Below are 18,128 nucleotides of genomic sequence, written 5' to 3'. Positions count from 1 at the left end.
TAGATACACCGTGAGACCGTTCCCCTTCCGGCGGCGCGCGGCCCCGGACGTCACCACCGCAAGCGGCGACGCCGACCTCGTCACCGCCGTCGCCGCCCGCAGCACCACCGCCCTGCGCATCCTCCACCAGCGCCATGCCCCCTGGCTGCGCGCCCGGCTGGCCCGGCGCTGCGCCGACGCGGACGTGGTCGACGACGCGCTGCAGGAGACGTTCCTGGCCGTGTGGCGTTCGGCGGGCCGCTTCCGGGGCGACAACGTGGCCGGTTGGTTGTGGACGATCGCCGTCCGGCGGCTGATCTCCGCCCTTCGGGGGCGCGGTTCGCGCTGGGTCGGCTCCGGCATCGCACCGGACGACAGCTCCCCCGTCGCCTCCGCCGAGGACGTCGTCCTGCTGGGCGTGGAGCACGGCGATCTCGGGGCCGCACTGAACAGGCTCGCCCCCGAGCTGCGCGCCGTCATCGAGGCGACCGTCCTCGACGGCCTCACCACCAAGGAGGCCGCCGGTCTCCTGGGCATTCCGGAAGGCACAGTCAAGACCCGCGCGATGCGGGCCAGGGCCCGGCTTCGCGAGGAACTTTCATGAGCAACTGGCACATCCCCGACGACCTGCGTGAACGCTACCTCCAAGGCAGGCTCGAACCGGCGCCGGCCATGTCCGTGGACGCGCATCTCGGCCGCTGCGCCGGCTGCCGGGCCGCGATCCCGTACGACCAGGACTGGCTCGAAACGTCCTGGGCGAGGCTGGAAACCGAGCTGATCGCGCCGCGCCCCGGCCTGACCGAACGTTTCCTGCGGCACCGGGGGATGCCCGACCACCTGGCCAGGCTGCTGACGGCGACGCCGACGCTGAGCCGGGCCTGGCTGGCCGCGGTGGTGGCGGTGCTGGCGTTCGCGCTGCTGGCGGCGCGCGCGCAGGCCGACCTGCTGCCCGCCTTCCTCGTCGTCGCGCCGATGCTGCCGCTGGCGGGCATCGCGCTCGCCTACGGTCCGCGCGTCGATCCCGCCCACGAACTGGTGGCCGCCACCCCGATGTCCGGGCCGCGGCTGCTGATGACCCGGGCCACGGCGGTGCTGGCGGTGGCGGTCGTGCTGGCCGGGCTCGCCTCGCCGCTGCTGCCCGCGCCGCCCGGGCTGAGCGCCGCCTGGCTGCTGCCCGCGCTCGCCGCCGCCTCGGGTTGCCTGGCCCTGTCGAACCGGCTGCCGGTGCCGATCGCCGCGCTCGCCGTGGGCGGGGTGTGGCTGGCCATCGTCGGCGCGGGCGGCCTCGCCGCCGGCTGGCCCGCCGTCTTCGGCCCCGCCCCGCAGATCGGGTACGGCGCCGCCGCCCTCCTGCTGACGTACCGCTTCCGCAAAGTGAGCACGAGATGATCCAGACCAAGCACCTGACCAAGACCTACGGCGCCAAAAGGGCGCTCGACGGCCTCGACCTGACGCTCGGCCCCGGCGTGACCGGGCTGCTCGGCCCGAACGGCGCCGGCAAGACCACCCTGCTGCGCTGCCTGGCGACCACCCTCGCCCCCGACAGCGGCACCGTACGCGCCTTCGGCCTGGACCCGGCCGATCGCGTCCAGCGGACCGCGCTGCGGCGCAGGCTCGGCTACCTGCCGCAGAACCCCGGCGCCTACCCGCACTTCACCGCCTTCGACCTGGTGGACTACGTGGCGATACTCAAGGAGCTGACCGACCGCGAGCACCGGCACGCCGAGGTGCGCCGGGTGCTGGCCGAGGTGCACCTCACCGACCAGGCCCGGACGAAAGTACGCAAACTGTCGGGCGGCATGCGTCAGCGGCTCGCGCTCGCCCAGGCGCTCCTGGGCGAGCCGGACCTGCTCATCCTCGACGAGCCAACCGTGGGCCTGGACCCGGAGCAGCGGATGGCGTTCCGCGCGCTGGTCTCGCGGCTCGGCGAGAGCCGCGTCGTCGTGCTGTCCACGCACCAGACCGAGGACGTCGCCGCGCTGTGCGAACGGGTGGTCGTCATGCGGGACGGCCGGGCGGTCTTCGACGGCACCCCCGGCCAGCTCGCGGCCGTGGCCGACGGCCGGGTGTGGCTGTCGGACGCGCCGCCCGCCATGTCGGAGCTGTTCTGGCGGACGGCCGACGGCCGCTACCGTACGCTCGGCGCACCCCCACCGGCGGCGGACGCGGTGGCGCCCGGCGTCGAGGACGGCTACCTCATGCTGCTCGGGGAGGCGGCGTGACGCGGCGGCTGTTCCTGTTCGAGACGCGCAGACTGGTACGGCACCCGCTCGTGTGGGGCGTGACCGTCCTGGTGCTGGCGCTGCAGACCTTCCTCAGCCGGGACCAGCAGCCCGACCTGACGATGGACCCGGTCAACGCCACCGGGCTGGCCACCTGCCTGGCCGCGGCGGTCCTGATCGTGGCGGGCCTGGCCGCCTCGCGCGACGGGCGGCACGGCATGCCGGAAAGCCTCGCCGGGCTGCCCGGCCGGGCCGAGCACCGTACGCGGGCCCTGCTGCTGGCCACCCCGCTGGTCGCGGGGCTCGCGGCGGCGGTGGCCGTGGGCGGCTACCTGGGCATCCGGCTGCTGAGCGGCCCTGCCGGAGGGCGGCTGGACGTGTGGGAGCCGTTGACGGCGGTGGCCGCCGCGGTGCTCGCCGCGACGCTGGGCGTGGCCGTCGGCCGCTGGGCGCGGTGGCTGATCGCGGGGCCGCTGGTGGTGGCCGTGCTCGGCTTCCTCATCTACACGAACCCGATGAACGGGCAGGCCCGCTGGCTGCTGCCGGTGATGCAGGACCACCGTCCGGACTGGCCCGACCGCCCGTCGGCGGCCCACCTGGCGTACGTGCTCGCTGCCGCCGTCGTCTTCGGCGGGGTCGCGCTGCTCAGGCACCGGCCACGGCCGGCGCCCGCCGTGGCCGTCGTGGTGGGGCTTGCGGTCGCGGTGCCTGCCGGGGCCGTCGCGGCGTCCACCCGGCCACCGGCGCGCTTCCCCACGAACGTGACGCTGACCGCCGCCCACGTGGACTCCCGCGTACGTGAGCGCTACTTCGGTCCCGACGCCTATCGATGCACGCGGCGCCAAGGGCTCACCTACTGCGCCTTCGCCGGTTACGAGCCGTGGATCCCGCTGTGGGAACAGGCCGTCCAGCCGGTCGTGGCGGCGCTGCCCGCCGGGCTGCGGAACCGGGCGCCCCAGGTGCGGCAGGCGAGCACGACCTGGGACTTCACCGGCGATGCCGGCATGATCCGGCCGCCGATGAGCTGGGGACATCCCGACCAGCGCCGGATGCTGGCCGAGGACGTGGCCTTCCGGGCGACCGGCCTGTACGACTCGGCCACCGAGCACTTCACCTCCTCCCGCCGCGCCGCGCCGTGTGACGTACGCGGCCAGGCCCGCACGGTGGTGGCGCTCTGGCTCATCGGCCAGGTCTCCCCTCCCGAGGCCCGGCGGCAGCTCTACGTCGACCACAACCTGGGACGCCTGTCTGGCCTGGACTGGGGCCCGGCCGAGATCGGTTACGCCAGACGGCTGCTGGCCTCCCCCGGCGCCCGCGCGAAGGTCCAGGCCGGCTGGGACACGCTCGTCGAGCCCACCACCACGATCGACCAGGCCCTGCCGCTGCTCGGGCTGGAACGCGAGTTCAACGCGCCGATGGGAGCCACGCCGTGCCTGTGACACTGCCCGCCCGGCCGCGGATGGCGCTCCTGCTGGTGCGCCCCCTCGCCCGGGCCATCGACTGGGGGCCGCTGGCCGTGGTGTCCGCCTTCACCGCCGGGCTGGTGAGCCTGGTGCAGTACGGGGAGACGCTGCCCGGGGGCGACGCGCTCGTGCTCATGCGCATCTGCGGCACCCTGCTCGGCGCGGCGGCGGCGTTCGGGCTGGTCGACGCGATGTCCGCCGACCTCGGCGCCGCCGCGGTCCCCCGATGGGTACGGCAGGCGCTGCGCTGCCTGCTGCCCGGCGGCGCCGCGGTCGCGATCTGGCTGGCGGCCTTCGCCTACGTCCTCACCCGCCTGCCGGAAGGCGCCCTGTTCCCGGTCGGCGACCTGCTCATCGAGATGGGCGTCTGCCTCGGCATCGCGCTGGCCGCCGCGGCGACCGCCGTACGGCTCGCGCCGGGACGGCAGGCCGCCATGGCGGCGGTCGTGGTCCAGCTGGCGATGGTGCTGGGGACCATCCTGCTGCCGCAGCAGGTCCGGCTCTGGCCGCCGACCTGCGGGTTCGGGTACTGGGACCAGGCGCATCTGTTCTGGCTGGCGATGCTGCCCCTGCCGTACCTCTGGCTGGTCCTCGCGGGGCGCGACCTGCGGCGCTGACACCTCGCGCCACAGCATCGGCCTCGCCGGCCCGCGGTGAGGGCGCCGCACCTTCTGTCGCGGCGCCCTACCCACTCATACGAGGTATTTCCGGCGGTCAGCCGTTCGGGCATCCGGCCATCTTCTTCTTCACGTGCATGGTCATCCCGGGAGTCAGCTTCACCCGGCCCGGCTGCGCCCAGACGAGCACCTGTCCAGGGGCCGACGGCACCGCGTCGGTGACGAACCAGTTGCCCGGCACCTGCTGGGCGCGGTCCGATCGCTGGCCGACCCTGAACTCCTCGATCGAGCCGTCCCGCTCGGCCAGCACGGCCCGTACCTCGTCCACGGTCATGCCGCGGAACGGTACGCAGTGCAGCAGCTCACCGGTGGCCTCGGCGTCGCCTGCCGATACGTACCGCTCCCCGGGCCGGGCCGGGCGGGCGAACGAGATCTGCGCGCTGCCCTTGAAATCCCCGGGAATGCGGAACGAGGCCGTGCATCGGCCGGACTCGCACTCCACCGACTCCTCTTCGATGCCGGCTCCCTCCGAATTATCCGTGGCCGTGACATGACCGACGATGCTCGGTGAACCCGGTGCGATCGTCAGGCGGATGTCGAGCCCACGGGCCTTGAACTCGGACGCGAAGCGCTCGGGGTCCGCGTAGAGGTCCTTGACGGTGACGATCCAGTCGTCGCCCGAACGCTCGAACGCCAGCGCGGCGGCCGGCGCGACGCCGCCTGGCGCGCTGGTGGGGATGAACGCCACCCCCGTGACGGCCACGGCCGCCAGCATCGCGGCGACGGGGATCACCACCGGCCAGAGCACTCTGCGACGTGCCTTGACCGGCGTCGCCACGATCCTGCGGAACAACTCCTGCGCGTCCTGCCCGTGTTCCGGCGCGTGGGGCGCCGGGTCAATCGCGGTCACAAGCCGGTCGATCTTGCTCACAGGCTCTCTCCTCTCAGTTCCGCGATCGCCTGGTCTTCTTCGGTCAGCCCCAGCGCCTTGGCCAGCCGCTTGCGTGCGCGGTGCAGCCTGATGCGGGCCGCCGTCGCCGTACAGCCGAGCACTTTGCCGATCTCCGGTCCGGTCAAGCCCTCCCAGCAGGCCAGCGCGAGCACCTCGCGGTCACGGACGGGAAGGTCGTCGAACGCCTCCCGAACATGGTCAAGCCCGTCCGGCCCGGACGGCCGCGCGGCGGACGACGCGTCCTTCAGCCGTTCTGCCAGCCCTGCCCTGCGGGACTGGCCGCGCCGCTGGTTGGCCAGGACGCGACGGGCGACGCCGTACAGCCACAGGCGGGCGGCCTCGCCCTCGGGCACGTCGGCGATGCGCCGCCACGCGGTGAGGAACGTCTCGGACATCACGTCCGCCGTGTCCTCGGGCGAGTCCGTACGGCGGGCGGCGTACTGGTGAATGGCCGGGTAGTGCGCGTTGTAGATCGCTTCGAAGCGGTCCCGCGCGCCCGGGGGATGGGTCACAGACGACTCTCCTCGTACCAAAGGTGTCGGACATTGCGATACATGTCCGGCACCTTTTCCGAGTGTTTCACCCCGCCGTTCCGAGGGCACCGCTCAAGATCTCACCCGGCACGACGCTGGCAGGATCGCGGCCGAGCCGACCTGGGTCACGGCGAGCGCACTCTGCGGACGTCAGATCTGGTTCAGGCCGCCGTCGACGTACAGGTTCGAACCGGTGATGAAGCTGCTCTGCCCGGAGGCGAGGAAGACCACGGCGGCGGCGATCTCCTCCGGGCGCCCGAGCCGGCCCAGCGGGACGTACGCGGCCAGTCGCCGCCGGAAACCGTCGGCCTGCTCCGGGTCGCCGACGAGGCCCGACAGTCCGGGAGTGTCGGTCGGGCCGGGGGTGATGGTGTTGACCCGGATGCCGCGTCCCTTGAGCTCGTTGGCCCAGGTGCGGGCGAACGACCGGGTGGCGGCCTTGGTGGCCGCGTACACGCCGAACGCCTCGTCGCCGGCGTCCACGTTGGTGGAGCCGTTCAGGATCACCGAGGCGCCGTCGTTGAGCAGCGGCAGCGCCTTCTGGACGGTGAACAGCGTGCCGCAGACGTTACGTCACCACCTTGGCGTTCGGCATCGCCGTGCAGGCCGCGAGCGGTGTCGGCCGCGAGGAACTCCAGGAGATGGCCGACGCCGCCCTGCGCAACTGGCCGCTCGCCTGAGATCAAGGCTGCGCGTGCCGGTCGAGACCGAGCGTGGCGATGAGGTCTTCGTGGAGCTGGAACCAGACGCGATGGCAGGAGTCGACGTCGTTGCGGTCCACCCACGCGTTGTCCCCGGTCCGGGCGCGCGCCAGCGCCGCCGCGAACCGGGCGTCGTAGCCGCGGAACCGGGTCAGCACGCTCCCGAGCCGGTCCGCCAGCGGCGTGAGCGCGCGGGAGACGCAGGCGAGCTCGTGCAGGACCCCGGCGTCCCAGTCGGCATCACGGTGATCGTTGACGGCGAGCCGGTCGCCGGCGGTCGGCCGGAGCTGCCAGTCGGTGCACGCCTGGAGCAGGAGGGCGTTCAGCGGGAGGAACGCGCGGTAGACGTCCCTGACCTCGTCGGCGCCGCCGGCGTCGGCGAGTTCGGCGGCGAGCCGGCGCTCGTTCTCGGCCCGGCCTGGCTCGGTCAGCGACCAGCCGCCGGTGCCGGCGAAGGCGGAGTGCCCGGCCCAGCCGCGCGCCTCGAAGTCTCGCAGCAGCTCCTCGGCCTGGGCCGCGTCGAGCCCGTACCGCCGCGCGACCTCCGGGGTGTCGGCGAAGCCGAGGACGCGTACGGCGTGCAGGACCAGCAGGTCGGGCGCGGAGTCGCGGGTCATGCGCCGGCCTCGCGCGCGGTCAGGCGGGTGTAGTGCTGCTGGCACGCCTGCGGCGAGTTGAACCCCATCGCGTCCGCCATCTTCGCCCACGTCAGCCCGCTGCCGCGGGCGATGAACAGCAGGGCGGATTCGAGCCCGTCGACCTCGGCGCGGGCGGCCGGCAGGAGGGCCAGCGCGCTCAGGACGTCCTCCGGGGCCAGGTCGGCGTTGCGCCAGACGGCGAACTGGACGAGGTCGACCGCCGACGGCGGGGCCGGCGCGGGGCGCCACGGACGGGCGTCGAGCGCGTCCGCGCCCAGGCGCAGCAGGCGTCGCCGCGCGTCGTGCTCGCGGCCGGCCTGGGCCTGGTCCGCCCGGTCGGCGCGGCCGGACTGACTGAGGTCCTGCTTGCGTGACATGCCGTTCATGATCCAGAATCAACGAAATGTTGTCAACGTTTCGTTGAAAGGTGGCGGATGATCGTACCCCTCAGGTCGGCCGCCGCCGGCACGTGCGGGGGCAAGGCCGGGGCGCTCGGGGCGCTGCTCCGCGCGGGACTGCCGGTCCCCGACGGGTTCGTGGTGCCGTTCGCCGCCTACCGGGCCGCCGTACGCGACCTGGCCCCCGGGCCGGACCGGCGGCGGGCGATCGAGGCCCTTCCCGTCCAGGCCGCCCTGATCGACGCGCTCGGACAGGCGCTCGGCGAGCTCGGCGATCCGCCCGTCGCCGTGCGATCGTCCGCCGCGCACGAGGACACCGGTCAGATGTCGGCGGCCGGTCAGCACGACAGCTTTCTCGCCGTACGCGGAGCCGGCGCGGTCGCGGACGCCGTACGCGCCTGCTGGGCCTCGCTGTTCACCCCGCGCGCCGTCGACTACCACCAGGGGGCCGGCGACCTCGCCATGGCCGTCCTCGTGCAGCGCCACCTGGACGCCGAGGCGTCCGGCGTCATGTTCACCCCGGCCGACCCGCACGACCCGGTCCGCATCGAGGCGTCCTGGGGGCTCGGCCCCAGCGTCGTCGGCGGCACCGTCACCCCTGACGCCTACCGCGTCGCCGGGGACGGGACGGTCACCCGCGCGCTCGCGCACAAACGCACCCGCCTCGACCGGCGGGGCGACCGGCTCGTCACGTCCGACGTGCCCGCCGACGCCCGTGACCAGCCGTCACTCGACGACGTGACCGCCGGGCTGCTCGCCGAGCTGGGCAACCAGATCGCCGCCGTACGCGGCGGGCCGCAGGACGTCGAATGGGCGATCGCCGGCGGACGCCCCTGGATCCTGCAGGCACGGCCGGTCACGGCCACACCTCCCGCGTGGCCCACCCACCACCCCCCGGCCACGCTGACCGGAACACCCGGCAGCCACGGGATCGCCACCGGCACCGCGCGGATCATCCGCGGCCCCCGCGACTTCGCCCGCGCGCGGCCCGGCGACATCATCGTCTGCCCCTTCACCGACCCCGCCTGGACGCCGCTGCTGCGCATCGCGGCCGGCGTCGTCACCGAGACCGGAGGCGTACTCTCCCACGCCGCCATCGTGGCCCACGAGCACGGCATCCCCGCCGTCCTCGGCATCCCCGACGCGACGAGCAGACTGCACGACGACAGCACCATCACCATCGACGGCACCATCGGCACCGTCACGGACCGGAAGGAGACGGGAAGCGGGCCCGCCCGGGCGCCGCGCCCCACCCGCCCATGACCACGCGACACCTCTACCTGGCCCGCCACGGCGCGGCCGACGCCTTCGGCAACCTCACCGACCTCGGCCGCCGGCAGGCGGGACTGCTGGGCGAACGGCTCGCCGGCCTGCCGATCGACGCCGTGTGGCACTCCCCGCTGCCGCGCGCCGCCGCCAGCGCGCGCGAACTGGCCCGCCACCTGCCGGACGCGCCCGTCGCCGAGGCCGCCGAACTCGTCGACCACGTGCCCTACGTCCCCTCGGCGGCCGAGATGCCCCCGGCGCGGGCCGGCTTCTTCGACGGCTACGACGAGGCCGAGGCGGCCTCGGGCCACAAGCTCGCCGAGGCCCTGCTGGCCCGCTTCGCCACGGCCCCCGACGCCACCGACACCCACGAGGTCCTGGTGACGCACGCCTTCCAGATCGCGTGGCTGGTGCGGCACGCCCTGGACGCGCCGCCGTCACGCTGGCTCGGACTGAACAGCGCGAACGCCGCGCTGACGGTCATCCACTACCGCCCCGGCCTGCCGCCGACGCTCGTGACGTTCAACGACATGGGCCACCTGCCCGCCGAACTGCGCTGGACCGGGTTCCCCGACGGCATCCGGCCATGAGGTGACGGCCTCCAGCAGCTCCCGCACCCGGCCGAGGCAGGCGGCGGCGTACGCGCCGTCAACCTCTCCGCAGTTCGGCACGGTCCCCTTGTAGGCTGCGCACCCCTGCCGCCAAGGGCGGCGCCCTCGTGACCGACCACCGACGACCGGAGTGACCGCTTTGTATGAGATCCCGCAACTGCTGGCCGAGTACGACCGCGCCCGCGCCTACACCGACGAGCTCTGGCGCGACCTGACCGCCGAGGAGCTGCACTGGCGACCCGAGCAGAACTTCAGCCCCATCGGCTGGCACCTCGGCCACCAGGCCCACGTCGCCCACTTCATGGTCCGCAACCTCACCGCGGCCGAACCGAGCCCCGCCCCCGACCTGGACGGCCTCATGGACTCCGCCAACCCGGAAGCGGACCGGCTGCCCCTGCCCGACCCCCGGCGGCTGGCCGACTTCCGCGCCACCGTCGGCGAACGGGTCCACGCCCGCATGAACGCCATCGGCGCCGGCGACGTCGGCGCCCCCGCCCAGCTCAAGATCGTCGCACAGACGCTGCTCATGGCCATCATCAACCACGAGTACCAGCACGACCGCTGGATCGGCGAGGTACGCAACCGCGACCTCGGCCACACCCTGCCCGACGACCCCACCTCCGATCTCATCACCACCGTCGATGGTTACCTGGTCGTGTGCGGGTGGAGCATCTGAGGGGGTTGCCTGCCTTCGTCATCTTGCCCACTGCGGGCAGAACGCCACGTGCAATTGAGTGATGCCCCAGCCGTAGATGGCTCGACACACGTGATAGTTGCATCCAACCGGTTGGTGCAAACCCCGTTGCGGCGGCGGGCGGCGTTCCCCGCCGACATCGGGCACGGCCGGAGCGGTACGCATCGGCACATGGACCAACGACCGCGGCGCGAAGCGACCTCCGCATCGAAGGTCGTAGCCGCCGATCCGCGCGACGAAATCCGCTCGCTCGCCCCGCCCGGAGCGCACTACTGTCGCGCGGATGAGCAACCCTCACCTGCCTGTGCTGTGGCTGTCGGGCCCCACGGGTGTCGGGAAGTCCTCGGTCGGCTGGGAGGTGTTCACGCAGCTGAGCCGTGGCGGTGTCAAAGCGGCGTTCGTCGACGCCGACCAGATCAGCCTGTGCCACCCCTTGCCGGAGGGCGTGACGCATCGCCTCCGAGCGCGCAACCTGGCCGCGATGTGGCCGCACTTCCAACAGGAAGGCATGCAGTGTCTCGTCCTCGCGGGCTTTGTCCACGCTCCTGAGGAGGTTCGTGAGTACACGGCCCTTCTGCCCGAGGCCGCGTTCACGTTGTGCCGGCTGCGCGTCGACAGCGCCGAGCTCAAGGAACGCTTTCTGGGGCGAGGCTGGCGGCCCGAACTGGTCGAGGCGGCGGTCGCCGAGGCAGACGCCCTGGACCGGAGCGACTATGCCGACGTGTGCGTGGACACCGGCGGCCTCGCGGTGCCTGAGGCGGCGCGACTGATCCGTGAGCGGGCCGGGGGATGGCCGGGCGCCCTCCCCGCCCCGGCGTCCTCCGGAGACCTGCGGCACCACCCGCCCGCATCCCAGGCGGATGCCGCGCCCACACCCGTGCTGTGGCTGCGCGGCGCGACGGCGGTCGGCAAGTCCACGGTCGGTTACGAGATCTTCTCGCAGGTCTACCGGACCGGTCTGCGTGCCGCCTACGTGGATGTGAAGCAGATCGCTGCGCTGGCTCCTGTCGGCGACGACGACACGGACAACCGCCGCCTCAAGGCGCACAACCTCGCGGCCGTCTGGGCCGGCTATCGCGAGGTGGGCGCTCAATGCCTGGTCGTCTCCGGCGAAGCCGACTCCGACGACACCGTCCAGGCCTATGCCGAGTCGCTACCAGGAACGGCCCTGACCGTGTGCCGCCTGGATGCCGGTCCAGCGACACTGGCTGACCGCATCGCACGGCGTGCCCAGGGAGGCGGGCCGTCCATACCGGGCGACGAGCTGAGAGGGCTGGGCCCGGACGCCCTGCGACGTGCCGCCGAACGCGCGGCCCGCGAGGCCGAGGCGCTTGCCCGGGCGGGGGCAGGTGATCTGCGCATCGACACCGATGGCCGGTCGGTGCAGGAGGTGGCCGCGGACGTACGGGCTCGCGCCGGCAACTGGCCGGCAGGCGCCCAGGCCGAGACGTGATCAGGATCGCAGGTCTAAACCAAGCGGAAGGTGTCGGTAGTGGAGCTCGCATTGGCATGTCCCGGTCGCGTCAAAGATGGACGACCTTCGGGCGGGCATCCTCACGGCCGTAGGCGAGGATGCGCCGCAACGCGCTCCGGAACTCCTCGATCGCTTCGTCGTCCGCCTCGATGGTCGCTTCGATCTCGGGGTCGGACAGGCCCAGCGCTTCGAGATCGTGCGAATCCAGGACGATGCGCAGCACGTTGCCGTGCAGGGCGAGCTCGTTGACGGCGCCGTACGCGGTGCCTTGGTTTGCGGTGACCACGCAGTGGGTGTCCCAGCCCAGGGTGATGTCCTGCTCGTCGGGCTCGTACAGGGCGCACTGGAAGTCGAACATGAGGCCGTCGCCGTCCTCGGTCTCGGCGATGCCGGCTGACAGGCAATCGTCGGCTCCATCCTGGACTCCGACCGCTCGGGCGATGAACCTGATCGTCATATCGCCGGAGAGTAGCGGCATGCCGTACCGGCGGTCCCCGCTGGAAGGAAAGAAGAGCTGTCATGAGAAAGATCATTGCTGAGCGCTCCGACGGGATAGAGGTGAGGGGTTTCCACGGGTTCGCGGATGTCGAGGCTGCGAAGGATCTCCGTCCCGGTCAGCGGAGCATCTGGGACCTCAGCGGGCCTGGCCGTGGCCGGCGGGTCGCGGTCGGACCTAATGCGCTCATCGTGGATGTCGCTCCGGACGTCGGCGTGTTCGTACGCTACGAGAGATGGGACGGCCCGCCCGACCCATATGCGGAATGGGAGCTGGTGTGGGACGGCCCGCTCTTCCTCGCTTCGGGGCGGGTCTGCGCCGTGAAGGAGGATCAGGGCGAGAGGGATTATCATCCGGCCTTCGACCTTGGACGTGAGATGACGCAGTGGAGCGCCCGCCTGCTCTCCAAGTTCGTCGACAACGACCGCGAGCCACTCTTCCCCCGCGACATCTACGAGGTCACCCTTCTCACGCTGCAACTCTGGCCGTGAACCGCGCGAGGTCATCGCTCGCATCGCGCGACCACGCTCGTGCAGGCGATCCTCGTGCTCGGGCAGGCGCTATCTGCGTTTTATGATGATGCGTTGCGGGCCGTTGACGTTGTTCCCGCTGCCTCCGGACAGGTTGTTGGACTTGTAGGAGTCGACCACGTTCGAGAAGTTTCCGCTGTCGATCGATTTGCCCTTGCTCCAGTAATTGCCGAACTTTCGCGAGTTTCCCTTGTTCTTGGGATGGCCCGCCTTCGCGGAAACATAGGCCGCCTCGTGAGTCGACGATTCGGCGGGCAGGGCCGGGGTCGTCGCGGCGAAGAACGCCAGGCCGACAACGGCGATGGCCAGGCCGGTCATGTTCACGTGCTCTCTCATTCCGCCCGCCCGGTCACCGCAGGGTCTGGGATCCGTTGGCGGTGTTGCCGCTGTCGGTGGCGTTGTTGCTGTTCGTGGAGCCGTTCACGTTCGAGAAATTGCCGCTGTTGATGGGATCTCCTTCGCTATGGTAATTCCCGCTGTTGGTGGAGTTGCCGCTGTTTTCTGCCCCGTTGACGCATTTCGTGGGAGAGTTGGACGAAGGAGAGTTGTAGTTGACCAGCCGGTTGCCGCAGAAGACCGCCGGAACCATCGACAAGATGGTGCCCAGGTCCGCGCCCACCAGGCGCGCCAACGGGGAGGGCTCTTGAGGCGCCGGTCGTGCCGCCGCGTCGCTGACCGCGGTGAGGGTCATGCTGGACCCGGTTATTGTCACGACCGCGGCAAGCCGAATCAGGATTTTCTTCATAGGCCCCATGTCCGCCTCCGATGCTCAGTGACAGGTCGGTTCACGATCGCCGCCGAGCGTATAGCTCACGATGGAGCGTGGCCAATGTTCCGGCGCCGTGTCGGCTTTCTCAGTGAGCCTTTTTATCCTGGGTAACGGCCCTCTTCGACGCACGCCTTCAAGGTGGCGACGGGTACGAGCGGCGGTCACGTCGTGGACGGCGCCCGCAAGCGCGGGTGAGGAAGGTCGGCTGTGTCAGCAGTAGTGCTGTGCTCTGGCGGTGAACTCGGCGGCGGAGAGCAGGGCATCGACCCCGTCCGGGTGATGTTCGGCGTGGTTCTGAACGAGGATGCTTCCGGCCGTTATCTTCTCTTTGGTGTCGTTCGTGAAGGTGACGTCGGCCATTCTCGCGTGGCTCGTGGCGTTGTAGGCGCCGGCGACGTACTTCTGGCCAGGCCGGAAGTTCAGGTCGCCCTTGAGCAGGGACCAGCCCGGCGGGATTCTCTCCAGGTCCAGGGAGGCCGTGGTCCCGGACAGTTTCGGCGCTTTGAGGTCGGCTTGGTCCACAAGGTCGCCGTTGACCCTGCGATAGATGATGACGCCGTCCGGAGGCTCCTGGCACCATGCCGCCACCACCGCCATTCGTCCTTCGGCGTTGACGGTGATCCCGGTGACGCCTCCAGCGGCTGGGCTCGTGGGGACGCAGCCGGTGGCCGTGGCGAGGGCGAGAAGGCCGAGGATCTTCCGGACCGGATGCCTGTCGGCCTGCGTTCTCACTGATCGCACCATCTTTCGGATAGTGACACCTGAACATCTCGGATTGAGATGCGCTGGGTCACAGGCCGGCCGATGATGATCGGGATGTCAGCACGACGAGCAGGCCCGCCGTGATCAGCCCGCCGGCGTGCAGGCAGAGCGTCGGGACGATGCCGAGGTGGTCGCCGAGCACGCCCGCCGACACCATCCCGAGCAGCGACGTGGCGGCCTGGGCGCTGCCGAGGAGGCCGAAGACCGCGCCCAGCCGGTCCTCGCCGGTGGCCGTCTGGGCGAACGTGGTGAGTCCCGCCATCGCGGCCGCGGCCGGTAGCCCGGCCAGGGCGATCAGCGCGATGGCCGGCCACAGCTCACGCGTCAGGAGCGGATAGGTGAACAGCGCCAGGTCGGCCAGGCCGAAGACGACCGTTCCCCATCCGAACAGCGCGCGCGGCGTGGCGTACCCCGGGCGGGCGGCGACCGCCAGGCCGCCGGCGATCCCGCCGACCGCCTGCGCCGACAGGAACAGCCCGTACGCGTCTCCTTCCCCGCCCAGCACCTCTGCCACGAACGGCGCCGCGAGTGTCGCGAAGATGCCCTCGCCCAGGCCCGTGATCACCATGTACGTCACCAGCAGGCGCACGCCGGGGTCGCTCCTGGCCAGCCGCAGCCCGGCGACCCACTGCCCGCCCATGGTCGTCGCGGCCGTGGCGCGTCGGGCGGGCGTACGCAGGCGGGCCAGCAGGAGTGCGGAGATCAGGAAACCGGCCACGCCGATCCAGACGACGGCGGCCAGCCCGCCCGCACCGACCGCGACCCCGCCCGCCGGCGCTCCCAGCAGTCTGGCGGCCTGGCCGCTCTGCCCCTGCAACGCGTTCGCCCTGACGAGCTGCGAGGTGGCCACGATCTGCGGCACGAGGGCCTTCTGCGCGGGGAACAGGACCGTGCTGATCACGCCCGTCCACAGGGCGACGGCGTAGACGATCCACACCTGTCCCGGTTCGCGTACCGCGAGGAGAGGCAGCAGCCCCAGGCCGAGCAGCACGTCCGTGATCACCAGCAGCCTGCGGCGGTCCCAGCGGTCGGCGAGCACGCCCGCCAGTGAGCCGAGCAGGACGTCCGGCAGGCGGCCCGCCAGCAGCATGGTGGCGCTGGACAGGGTGGACCCGGTGAGGACGTAGACGTGGTACGCCAGGCCGGTGCCGATGACCCAGTCGCCGGTCTGCGAGATCAGCCCGGCCGTGAGCAGCCGCCGGTAGTCGCGGTTCTTCCCTAACAGGCCGCCGATCCCGGTCGGCGCCTCCCCTGCCGGTTCCCCTCCCGGCAAGGTGGCGTCCCTGGCGTCAGTCACCGGTGCCGGTGGCCGGGAGCGGGACCAGGAGGGTGGTCAGCAGGACGGGCCGGGCCCCCTCCGGCCGCTCGGACGGGTCGGCGATCCGCGCCATCAGCGGTTCGAGCAGCCGGTTGAACGCGGCGTCGAACGAGGCCAGTTCGTCGGGCGTGACGTAGAGGTAGGAGCTGCCGATCCCGCCGGCCGTCCGCCATTCGTCCGGCTCGTCCGTACGGCGCTCCTGCCACTCGGCCAGCCGGGACAGCGCCCGTTCGGCGATGACCTGTTCCAGCAGGCCGCGGGCGGCCGACGCCTCGGGGGTCGATGCGGTGTCGGACCACTCCTGGGTCAGCGACGTCGCCTTCCACGGCCGCTCGCGTTCGTCGCGCGCCTCGGCCTGCTCCACGAAGCCGTACTTGGCGAGCTGCCGCAGGTGGTAGGAGGCCAGGGCCTGGCTGATGCCGACCTCGCGGGCGGCGTCCGCGGCGGTCGTGGCGCCGGCCCGCATCAGCAGCTCGTGCAGGGCCAGGCGGACGGGGTGGGCGAAGGCCCGCATGGCGGCGGGGTCGTCGAGCACCCGGCGTGGCCGCTTCCTCCAGGATTCCAAAGACATGCTTGGAATCCTGGGCCGGCCGAGTGCCGATGTCAAGGAACTCTTTGGAATATGGTGCACACGAAGCCGCGTACATCCCGGCGCCGACACCCGCCACAACCCACGCGGTACGGACGCCGTACCGGAACGGCACCCCAGGCGGACGACAGGCCGCCGGCCCCGCGCCTACCGTCGGGCGCGACCGAAACCCCGTGAGGCGGAGGACCCTGTCCGATGAGATCCAAGACCCTCGGCCTGTCGCCGATCGCCGTCCTGGCCCTGGCCGCGCTCGGCGTGCCCAGGGCGATCGCGCATGACCTGGGCCTGGTCGGTCCGGTGGTCAACGCCCTGCTGGTGTTCCTGCCGATCGCCGTCTGGCTGGTCGTCGTGCTGCGGAGGCGTGTCCCGAACCCGTTCCTGACCCTGCTGGCGATCGGCGTCGCCTACGGGGTTCTGCTCGGCGTCACCCACCAGGTGCTGTGGTCGGCGTCGTTCGGCGATGATCCGCCCACTCTCGGCGGCAACCTGGCGGGCGCTCTGTCGCCGGCGATGGAGGCCGTGCTGCTGCGCACCTTCGCCTTCGGCAGCAGTGTGCTGACCGGCGCGGGGGTCGGCGTGGTCGCCGGCGTCGTCGGCTGGGTCGGGGCGCGGCTGCTCCCCGCGGCGCGACGCTGACGCCCGGCCGCGCGAGGCCGGCGTCGGCTCATGGACGGACGATGGCTCGTTCGAGCAGGTCCTGAAGGGTGCGCTGCTGCTCGGCGGTGAGGCCGGCCAGCGGTGAGTCCTGGACGAGGAGTTCGAGGAGCCGTTCGCGGAGAGCGTTGCCCTCCGGGGTGAGGACGAGTTGCTTGGCGCGACGGTCGGTGGGGTGCGGGCGGCGCTCGATCAGGCCCTGCTTTTCGAGCTTGTCGACGATGAACGTGGCGTTGGAGGGCTCGCAGCTCATGCGTTCGGCGAGCTCCCGCATGGTCATCGGGCCGGTCAGCTCCCGCAGCGCGGTCGCCTGGGCCGAGGTGAGGCCCAGGGTGACCGCGCGTTCGCGTACGTGGACGGCGATCTGCTGGGCCAGTCCGTTCACCAGGCCGCACAGCTCCCGCTCGGCGACGGCCTGCGGTTCCGAGGACGGCGGGGACGGCGGGGACATGGTCATGCGCCCCATCCTAGCAAGTACATCAAGCCAGAATCTTTCAAGCTTGACCATTTCAAGCTTGAAGTTTATGGTGGCCTGGCCGACGACCCGACCCCCGAAGAAGGGAACGCGACCATGTCGAACTCCGCGGTTCATCAGGACGAGCGGCTACGGCGGCCGGCGAGGATCCACTCGGTACGGCTGGGCGACACGAAGGTGTCCTTCGTGCCGGACGGGGCCATCCAGGGGAGACCGCGCAGCTGGCTGCCGGACACCACCGACGAGACCTGGGCCGCCCACCCGCAGTACCTGGACGCCTCCGGCCACCTCGTGGCGAGCATCGGCGGTCTCCTGGTGGAGAACGGCGACCGCGCCCTGCTGATCGACGCCGGGTGGGGCCCGGTGTCGCTGCCCGCCGAGCCGGGAAGCCCGAACGGCGCCGTTCACGGTGGCGCGCTGCTCGACAACCTGGCCGAGCTGGGCCGCAGGCCGGAGGAGATCGAGGCGGTGGCCTTCACCCACCTGCACATCGATCATCTCGGCTGGGCCTGGCACCCCGCCCCCGGCGGTGACCGGCCGGTGTTCACCCGGGCCGAGTATGTGGTGGCCGAACCGGAATGGGCCCGACGCGACCTGCTCGCGCAGGGCGTCACCGAGGAGGAGGCCGCCGCGCTGGCGCCGCGCGTGCGTACGGTGACGGACGGCCAGGAGATCTTCCCCGGCGTGAAGGCCCAGATCACCGGCGGCCACACGGCCGGGCACACCCAGTACGTCATCACCGGCGGCGGAACCCGGCTGATCGCCTTCGGCGACGCCCTCCATTCACCGATCCAGGCGGACCACCCCGAATGGTCATGCCTCTACGACCACGACCCTGCCCGGTCCGCCGAGCATCGTCGTCAGCTTGTCGCCGAGCTGGAAGAGCCCGGCACGATCGGCTTCGGCATCCACTTCGCCGATGCGGTCTTCGGGCAGGTCCGCCGGGACGGCACCGGCCCCGCCTGGCGCCCCCTGGACGTCTGATCC

24 protein-coding genes are annotated in these 18,128 nt (G+C 71.8%); 12 read left to right on the top strand and 12 right to left on the bottom strand.

What is annotated here, in order from left to right:
• Positions 1 to 10 precede the first annotated feature (10 nt).
• From ACBR40_RS07140 to ACBR40_RS07120, 5 genes are read left to right on the top strand one after another with little or no spacing between them, the layout of a single operon-like run.
• Positions 11 to 583, top strand: a complete 573-nt coding sequence (locus tag ACBR40_RS07140; RefSeq protein WP_371247969.1) for an RNA polymerase sigma factor — start codon at positions 11 to 13, stop codon at positions 581 to 583.
• A complete protein-coding gene (locus ACBR40_RS07135; RefSeq protein ID WP_371247968.1) occupies positions 580 to 1,368 on the top strand; it encodes a zf-HC2 domain-containing protein in 789 nt (262 codons plus the stop codon). The genes ACBR40_RS07140 and ACBR40_RS07135 overlap by 4 nt, the downstream gene beginning before the upstream one ends.
• Complete coding sequence (locus ACBR40_RS07130; protein WP_371247966.1) at positions 1,365 to 2,201, top strand: ABC transporter ATP-binding protein; 837 nt, start codon at positions 1,365 to 1,367, stop codon at positions 2,199 to 2,201. Before ACBR40_RS07135 ends, ACBR40_RS07130 begins: the two co-directional genes overlap by 4 nt.
• Positions 2,198 to 3,640 (top strand): hypothetical protein, encoded by a 1,443-nt coding sequence (locus ACBR40_RS07125; RefSeq protein WP_371247965.1) that lies wholly within the window; start codon positions 2,198 to 2,200, stop codon positions 3,638 to 3,640. Before ACBR40_RS07130 ends, ACBR40_RS07125 begins: the two co-directional genes overlap by 4 nt.
• Positions 3,631 to 4,281: a hypothetical protein gene (locus tag ACBR40_RS07120; RefSeq protein ID WP_371247964.1), complete on the top strand. Its 651-nt coding sequence runs from the start codon at positions 3,631 to 3,633 to the stop codon at positions 4,279 to 4,281. The genes ACBR40_RS07125 and ACBR40_RS07120 overlap by 10 nt, the downstream gene beginning before the upstream one ends.
• Positions 4,282 to 4,378: 97 nt before the next feature.
• Here ACBR40_RS07120 and ACBR40_RS07115 read toward each other — a convergent pair whose 3' ends face one another.
• The 5 genes from ACBR40_RS07115 to ACBR40_RS07095 all read right to left on the bottom strand — a co-directional run bounded on the left by ACBR40_RS07115 (position 4,379) and on the right by ACBR40_RS07095 (position 7,482).
• On the bottom strand, positions 4,379 to 5,212 hold the full coding sequence (locus ACBR40_RS07115; protein WP_371247963.1) for a hypothetical protein: 834 nt from the start codon (positions 5,210 to 5,212) through the stop codon (positions 4,379 to 4,381).
• Positions 5,209 to 5,745 carry an RNA polymerase sigma factor gene (locus ACBR40_RS07110; protein ID WP_371247962.1) on the bottom strand — a complete coding sequence of 179 codons (537 nt, stop codon included), beginning with the start codon at positions 5,743 to 5,745 and terminating at the stop codon, positions 5,209 to 5,211. The genes ACBR40_RS07115 and ACBR40_RS07110 overlap by 4 nt, the downstream gene beginning before the upstream one ends.
• Positions 5,746 to 5,916: 171 nt before the next feature.
• The gene (locus ACBR40_RS07105; RefSeq protein WP_371248350.1) at positions 5,917 to 6,294 is read right to left on the bottom strand and encodes an SDR family oxidoreductase; all 378 of its coding nucleotides are present in this window, start codon (positions 6,292 to 6,294) and stop codon (positions 5,917 to 5,919) included.
• Positions 6,295 to 6,448: 154 nt separating this feature from the next.
• Complete coding sequence (locus tag ACBR40_RS07100; RefSeq protein ID WP_371247961.1) at positions 6,449 to 7,084, bottom strand: transcriptional regulator; 636 nt, start codon at positions 7,082 to 7,084, stop codon at positions 6,449 to 6,451.
• The gene (locus tag ACBR40_RS07095) at positions 7,081 to 7,482 is read right to left on the bottom strand and encodes a DNA-binding protein (protein ID WP_371247960.1); all 402 of its coding nucleotides are present in this window, start codon (positions 7,480 to 7,482) and stop codon (positions 7,081 to 7,083) included. Before ACBR40_RS07095 ends, ACBR40_RS07100 begins: the two co-directional genes overlap by 4 nt.
• A gap of 57 nt (positions 7,483 to 7,539) precedes the next feature.
• Between ACBR40_RS07095 and ACBR40_RS07090 the strand changes: the two genes are divergently transcribed.
• The 4 genes from ACBR40_RS07090 to ACBR40_RS07075 all read left to right on the top strand — a co-directional run bounded on the left by ACBR40_RS07090 (position 7,540) and on the right by ACBR40_RS07075 (position 11,527).
• Positions 7,540 to 8,766: a PEP/pyruvate-binding domain-containing protein gene (locus ACBR40_RS07090; RefSeq protein WP_371247959.1), complete on the top strand. Its 1,227-nt coding sequence runs from the start codon at positions 7,540 to 7,542 to the stop codon at positions 8,764 to 8,766.
• On the top strand, positions 8,763 to 9,359 hold the full coding sequence (locus ACBR40_RS07085; RefSeq protein ID WP_371247958.1) for a histidine phosphatase family protein: 597 nt from the start codon (positions 8,763 to 8,765) through the stop codon (positions 9,357 to 9,359). The genes ACBR40_RS07090 and ACBR40_RS07085 overlap by 4 nt, the downstream gene beginning before the upstream one ends.
• Before the next feature lie 151 nt (positions 9,360 to 9,510).
• On the top strand, positions 9,511 to 10,056 hold the full coding sequence (locus ACBR40_RS07080; RefSeq protein ID WP_371247957.1) for a DinB family protein: 546 nt from the start codon (positions 9,511 to 9,513) through the stop codon (positions 10,054 to 10,056).
• 301 nt (positions 10,057 to 10,357) lie between these two features.
• Positions 10,358 to 11,527: a hypothetical protein gene (locus ACBR40_RS07075; RefSeq protein ID WP_371247956.1), complete on the top strand. Its 1,170-nt coding sequence runs from the start codon at positions 10,358 to 10,360 to the stop codon at positions 11,525 to 11,527.
• Between the two features lie 70 nt (positions 11,528 to 11,597).
• Here the strand turns inward: ACBR40_RS07075 and ACBR40_RS07070 are convergent, their stop codons facing one another.
• On the bottom strand, positions 11,598 to 12,005 hold the full coding sequence (locus ACBR40_RS07070) for an Imm10 family immunity protein (protein ID WP_371247955.1): 408 nt from the start codon (positions 12,003 to 12,005) through the stop codon (positions 11,598 to 11,600).
• A 62-nt stretch (positions 12,006 to 12,067) separates the two neighbouring features.
• On the opposite strand from ACBR40_RS07070, the gene ACBR40_RS07065 reads away from it, so the two are divergent.
• Positions 12,068 to 12,535, top strand: a complete 468-nt coding sequence (locus ACBR40_RS07065; RefSeq protein ID WP_371247954.1) for a hypothetical protein — start codon at positions 12,068 to 12,070, stop codon at positions 12,533 to 12,535.
• Between the two features lie 69 nt (positions 12,536 to 12,604).
• Here the strand turns inward: ACBR40_RS07065 and ACBR40_RS07060 are convergent, their stop codons facing one another.
• From ACBR40_RS07060 to ACBR40_RS07040, 5 genes are all read right to left on the bottom strand, one after another.
• Entirely contained in the window at positions 12,605 to 12,898 is a 294-nt protein-coding gene (locus ACBR40_RS07060; RefSeq protein WP_371247953.1) for a hypothetical protein, read from the bottom strand.
• 25 nt (positions 12,899 to 12,923) lie between these two features.
• Positions 12,924 to 13,319, bottom strand: a complete 396-nt coding sequence (locus ACBR40_RS07055) for a hypothetical protein (protein ID WP_364448038.1) — start codon at positions 13,317 to 13,319, stop codon at positions 12,924 to 12,926.
• Positions 13,320 to 13,553: 234 nt separating this feature from the next.
• Positions 13,554 to 13,940, bottom strand: coding sequence for a hypothetical protein (locus ACBR40_RS07050; RefSeq protein ID WP_371247952.1), 387 nt, complete (start codon positions 13,938 to 13,940; stop codon positions 13,554 to 13,556).
• Between the two features lie 193 nt (positions 13,941 to 14,133).
• Positions 14,134 to 15,378, bottom strand: coding sequence for an MFS transporter (locus tag ACBR40_RS07045; RefSeq protein WP_371247951.1), 1,245 nt, complete (start codon positions 15,376 to 15,378; stop codon positions 14,134 to 14,136).
• Positions 15,379 to 15,394: 16 nt separating this feature from the next.
• Complete coding sequence (locus tag ACBR40_RS07040; RefSeq protein ID WP_371247950.1) at positions 15,395 to 15,994, bottom strand: helix-turn-helix domain-containing protein; 600 nt, start codon at positions 15,992 to 15,994, stop codon at positions 15,395 to 15,397.
• Positions 15,995 to 16,207: 213 nt separating this feature from the next.
• On the opposite strand from ACBR40_RS07040, the gene ACBR40_RS07035 reads away from it, so the two are divergent.
• A complete protein-coding gene (locus ACBR40_RS07035) occupies positions 16,208 to 16,648 on the top strand; it encodes a hypothetical protein (protein WP_364448048.1) in 441 nt (146 codons plus the stop codon).
• Positions 16,649 to 16,676: 28 nt separating this feature from the next.
• Here the strand turns inward: ACBR40_RS07035 and ACBR40_RS07030 are convergent, their stop codons facing one another.
• Positions 16,677 to 17,123, bottom strand: coding sequence for a MarR family winged helix-turn-helix transcriptional regulator (locus tag ACBR40_RS07030; RefSeq protein ID WP_371247949.1), 447 nt, complete (start codon positions 17,121 to 17,123; stop codon positions 16,677 to 16,679).
• A gap of 114 nt (positions 17,124 to 17,237) precedes the next feature.
• On the opposite strand from ACBR40_RS07030, the gene ACBR40_RS07025 reads away from it, so the two are divergent.
• Positions 17,238 to 18,125: an MBL fold metallo-hydrolase gene (locus tag ACBR40_RS07025; RefSeq protein ID WP_371247948.1), complete on the top strand. Its 888-nt coding sequence runs from the start codon at positions 17,238 to 17,240 to the stop codon at positions 18,123 to 18,125.
• Positions 18,126 to 18,128: the final 3 nt, after the last annotated feature.

Source organism: Nonomuraea sp. AD125B, from assembly GCF_041402765.1.
Lineage (GTDB): Bacteria > Actinomycetota > Actinomycetes > Streptosporangiales > Streptosporangiaceae > Nonomuraea > Nonomuraea bangladeshensis.
This window is presented reverse-complemented; position numbering and strand designations above follow the sequence as displayed.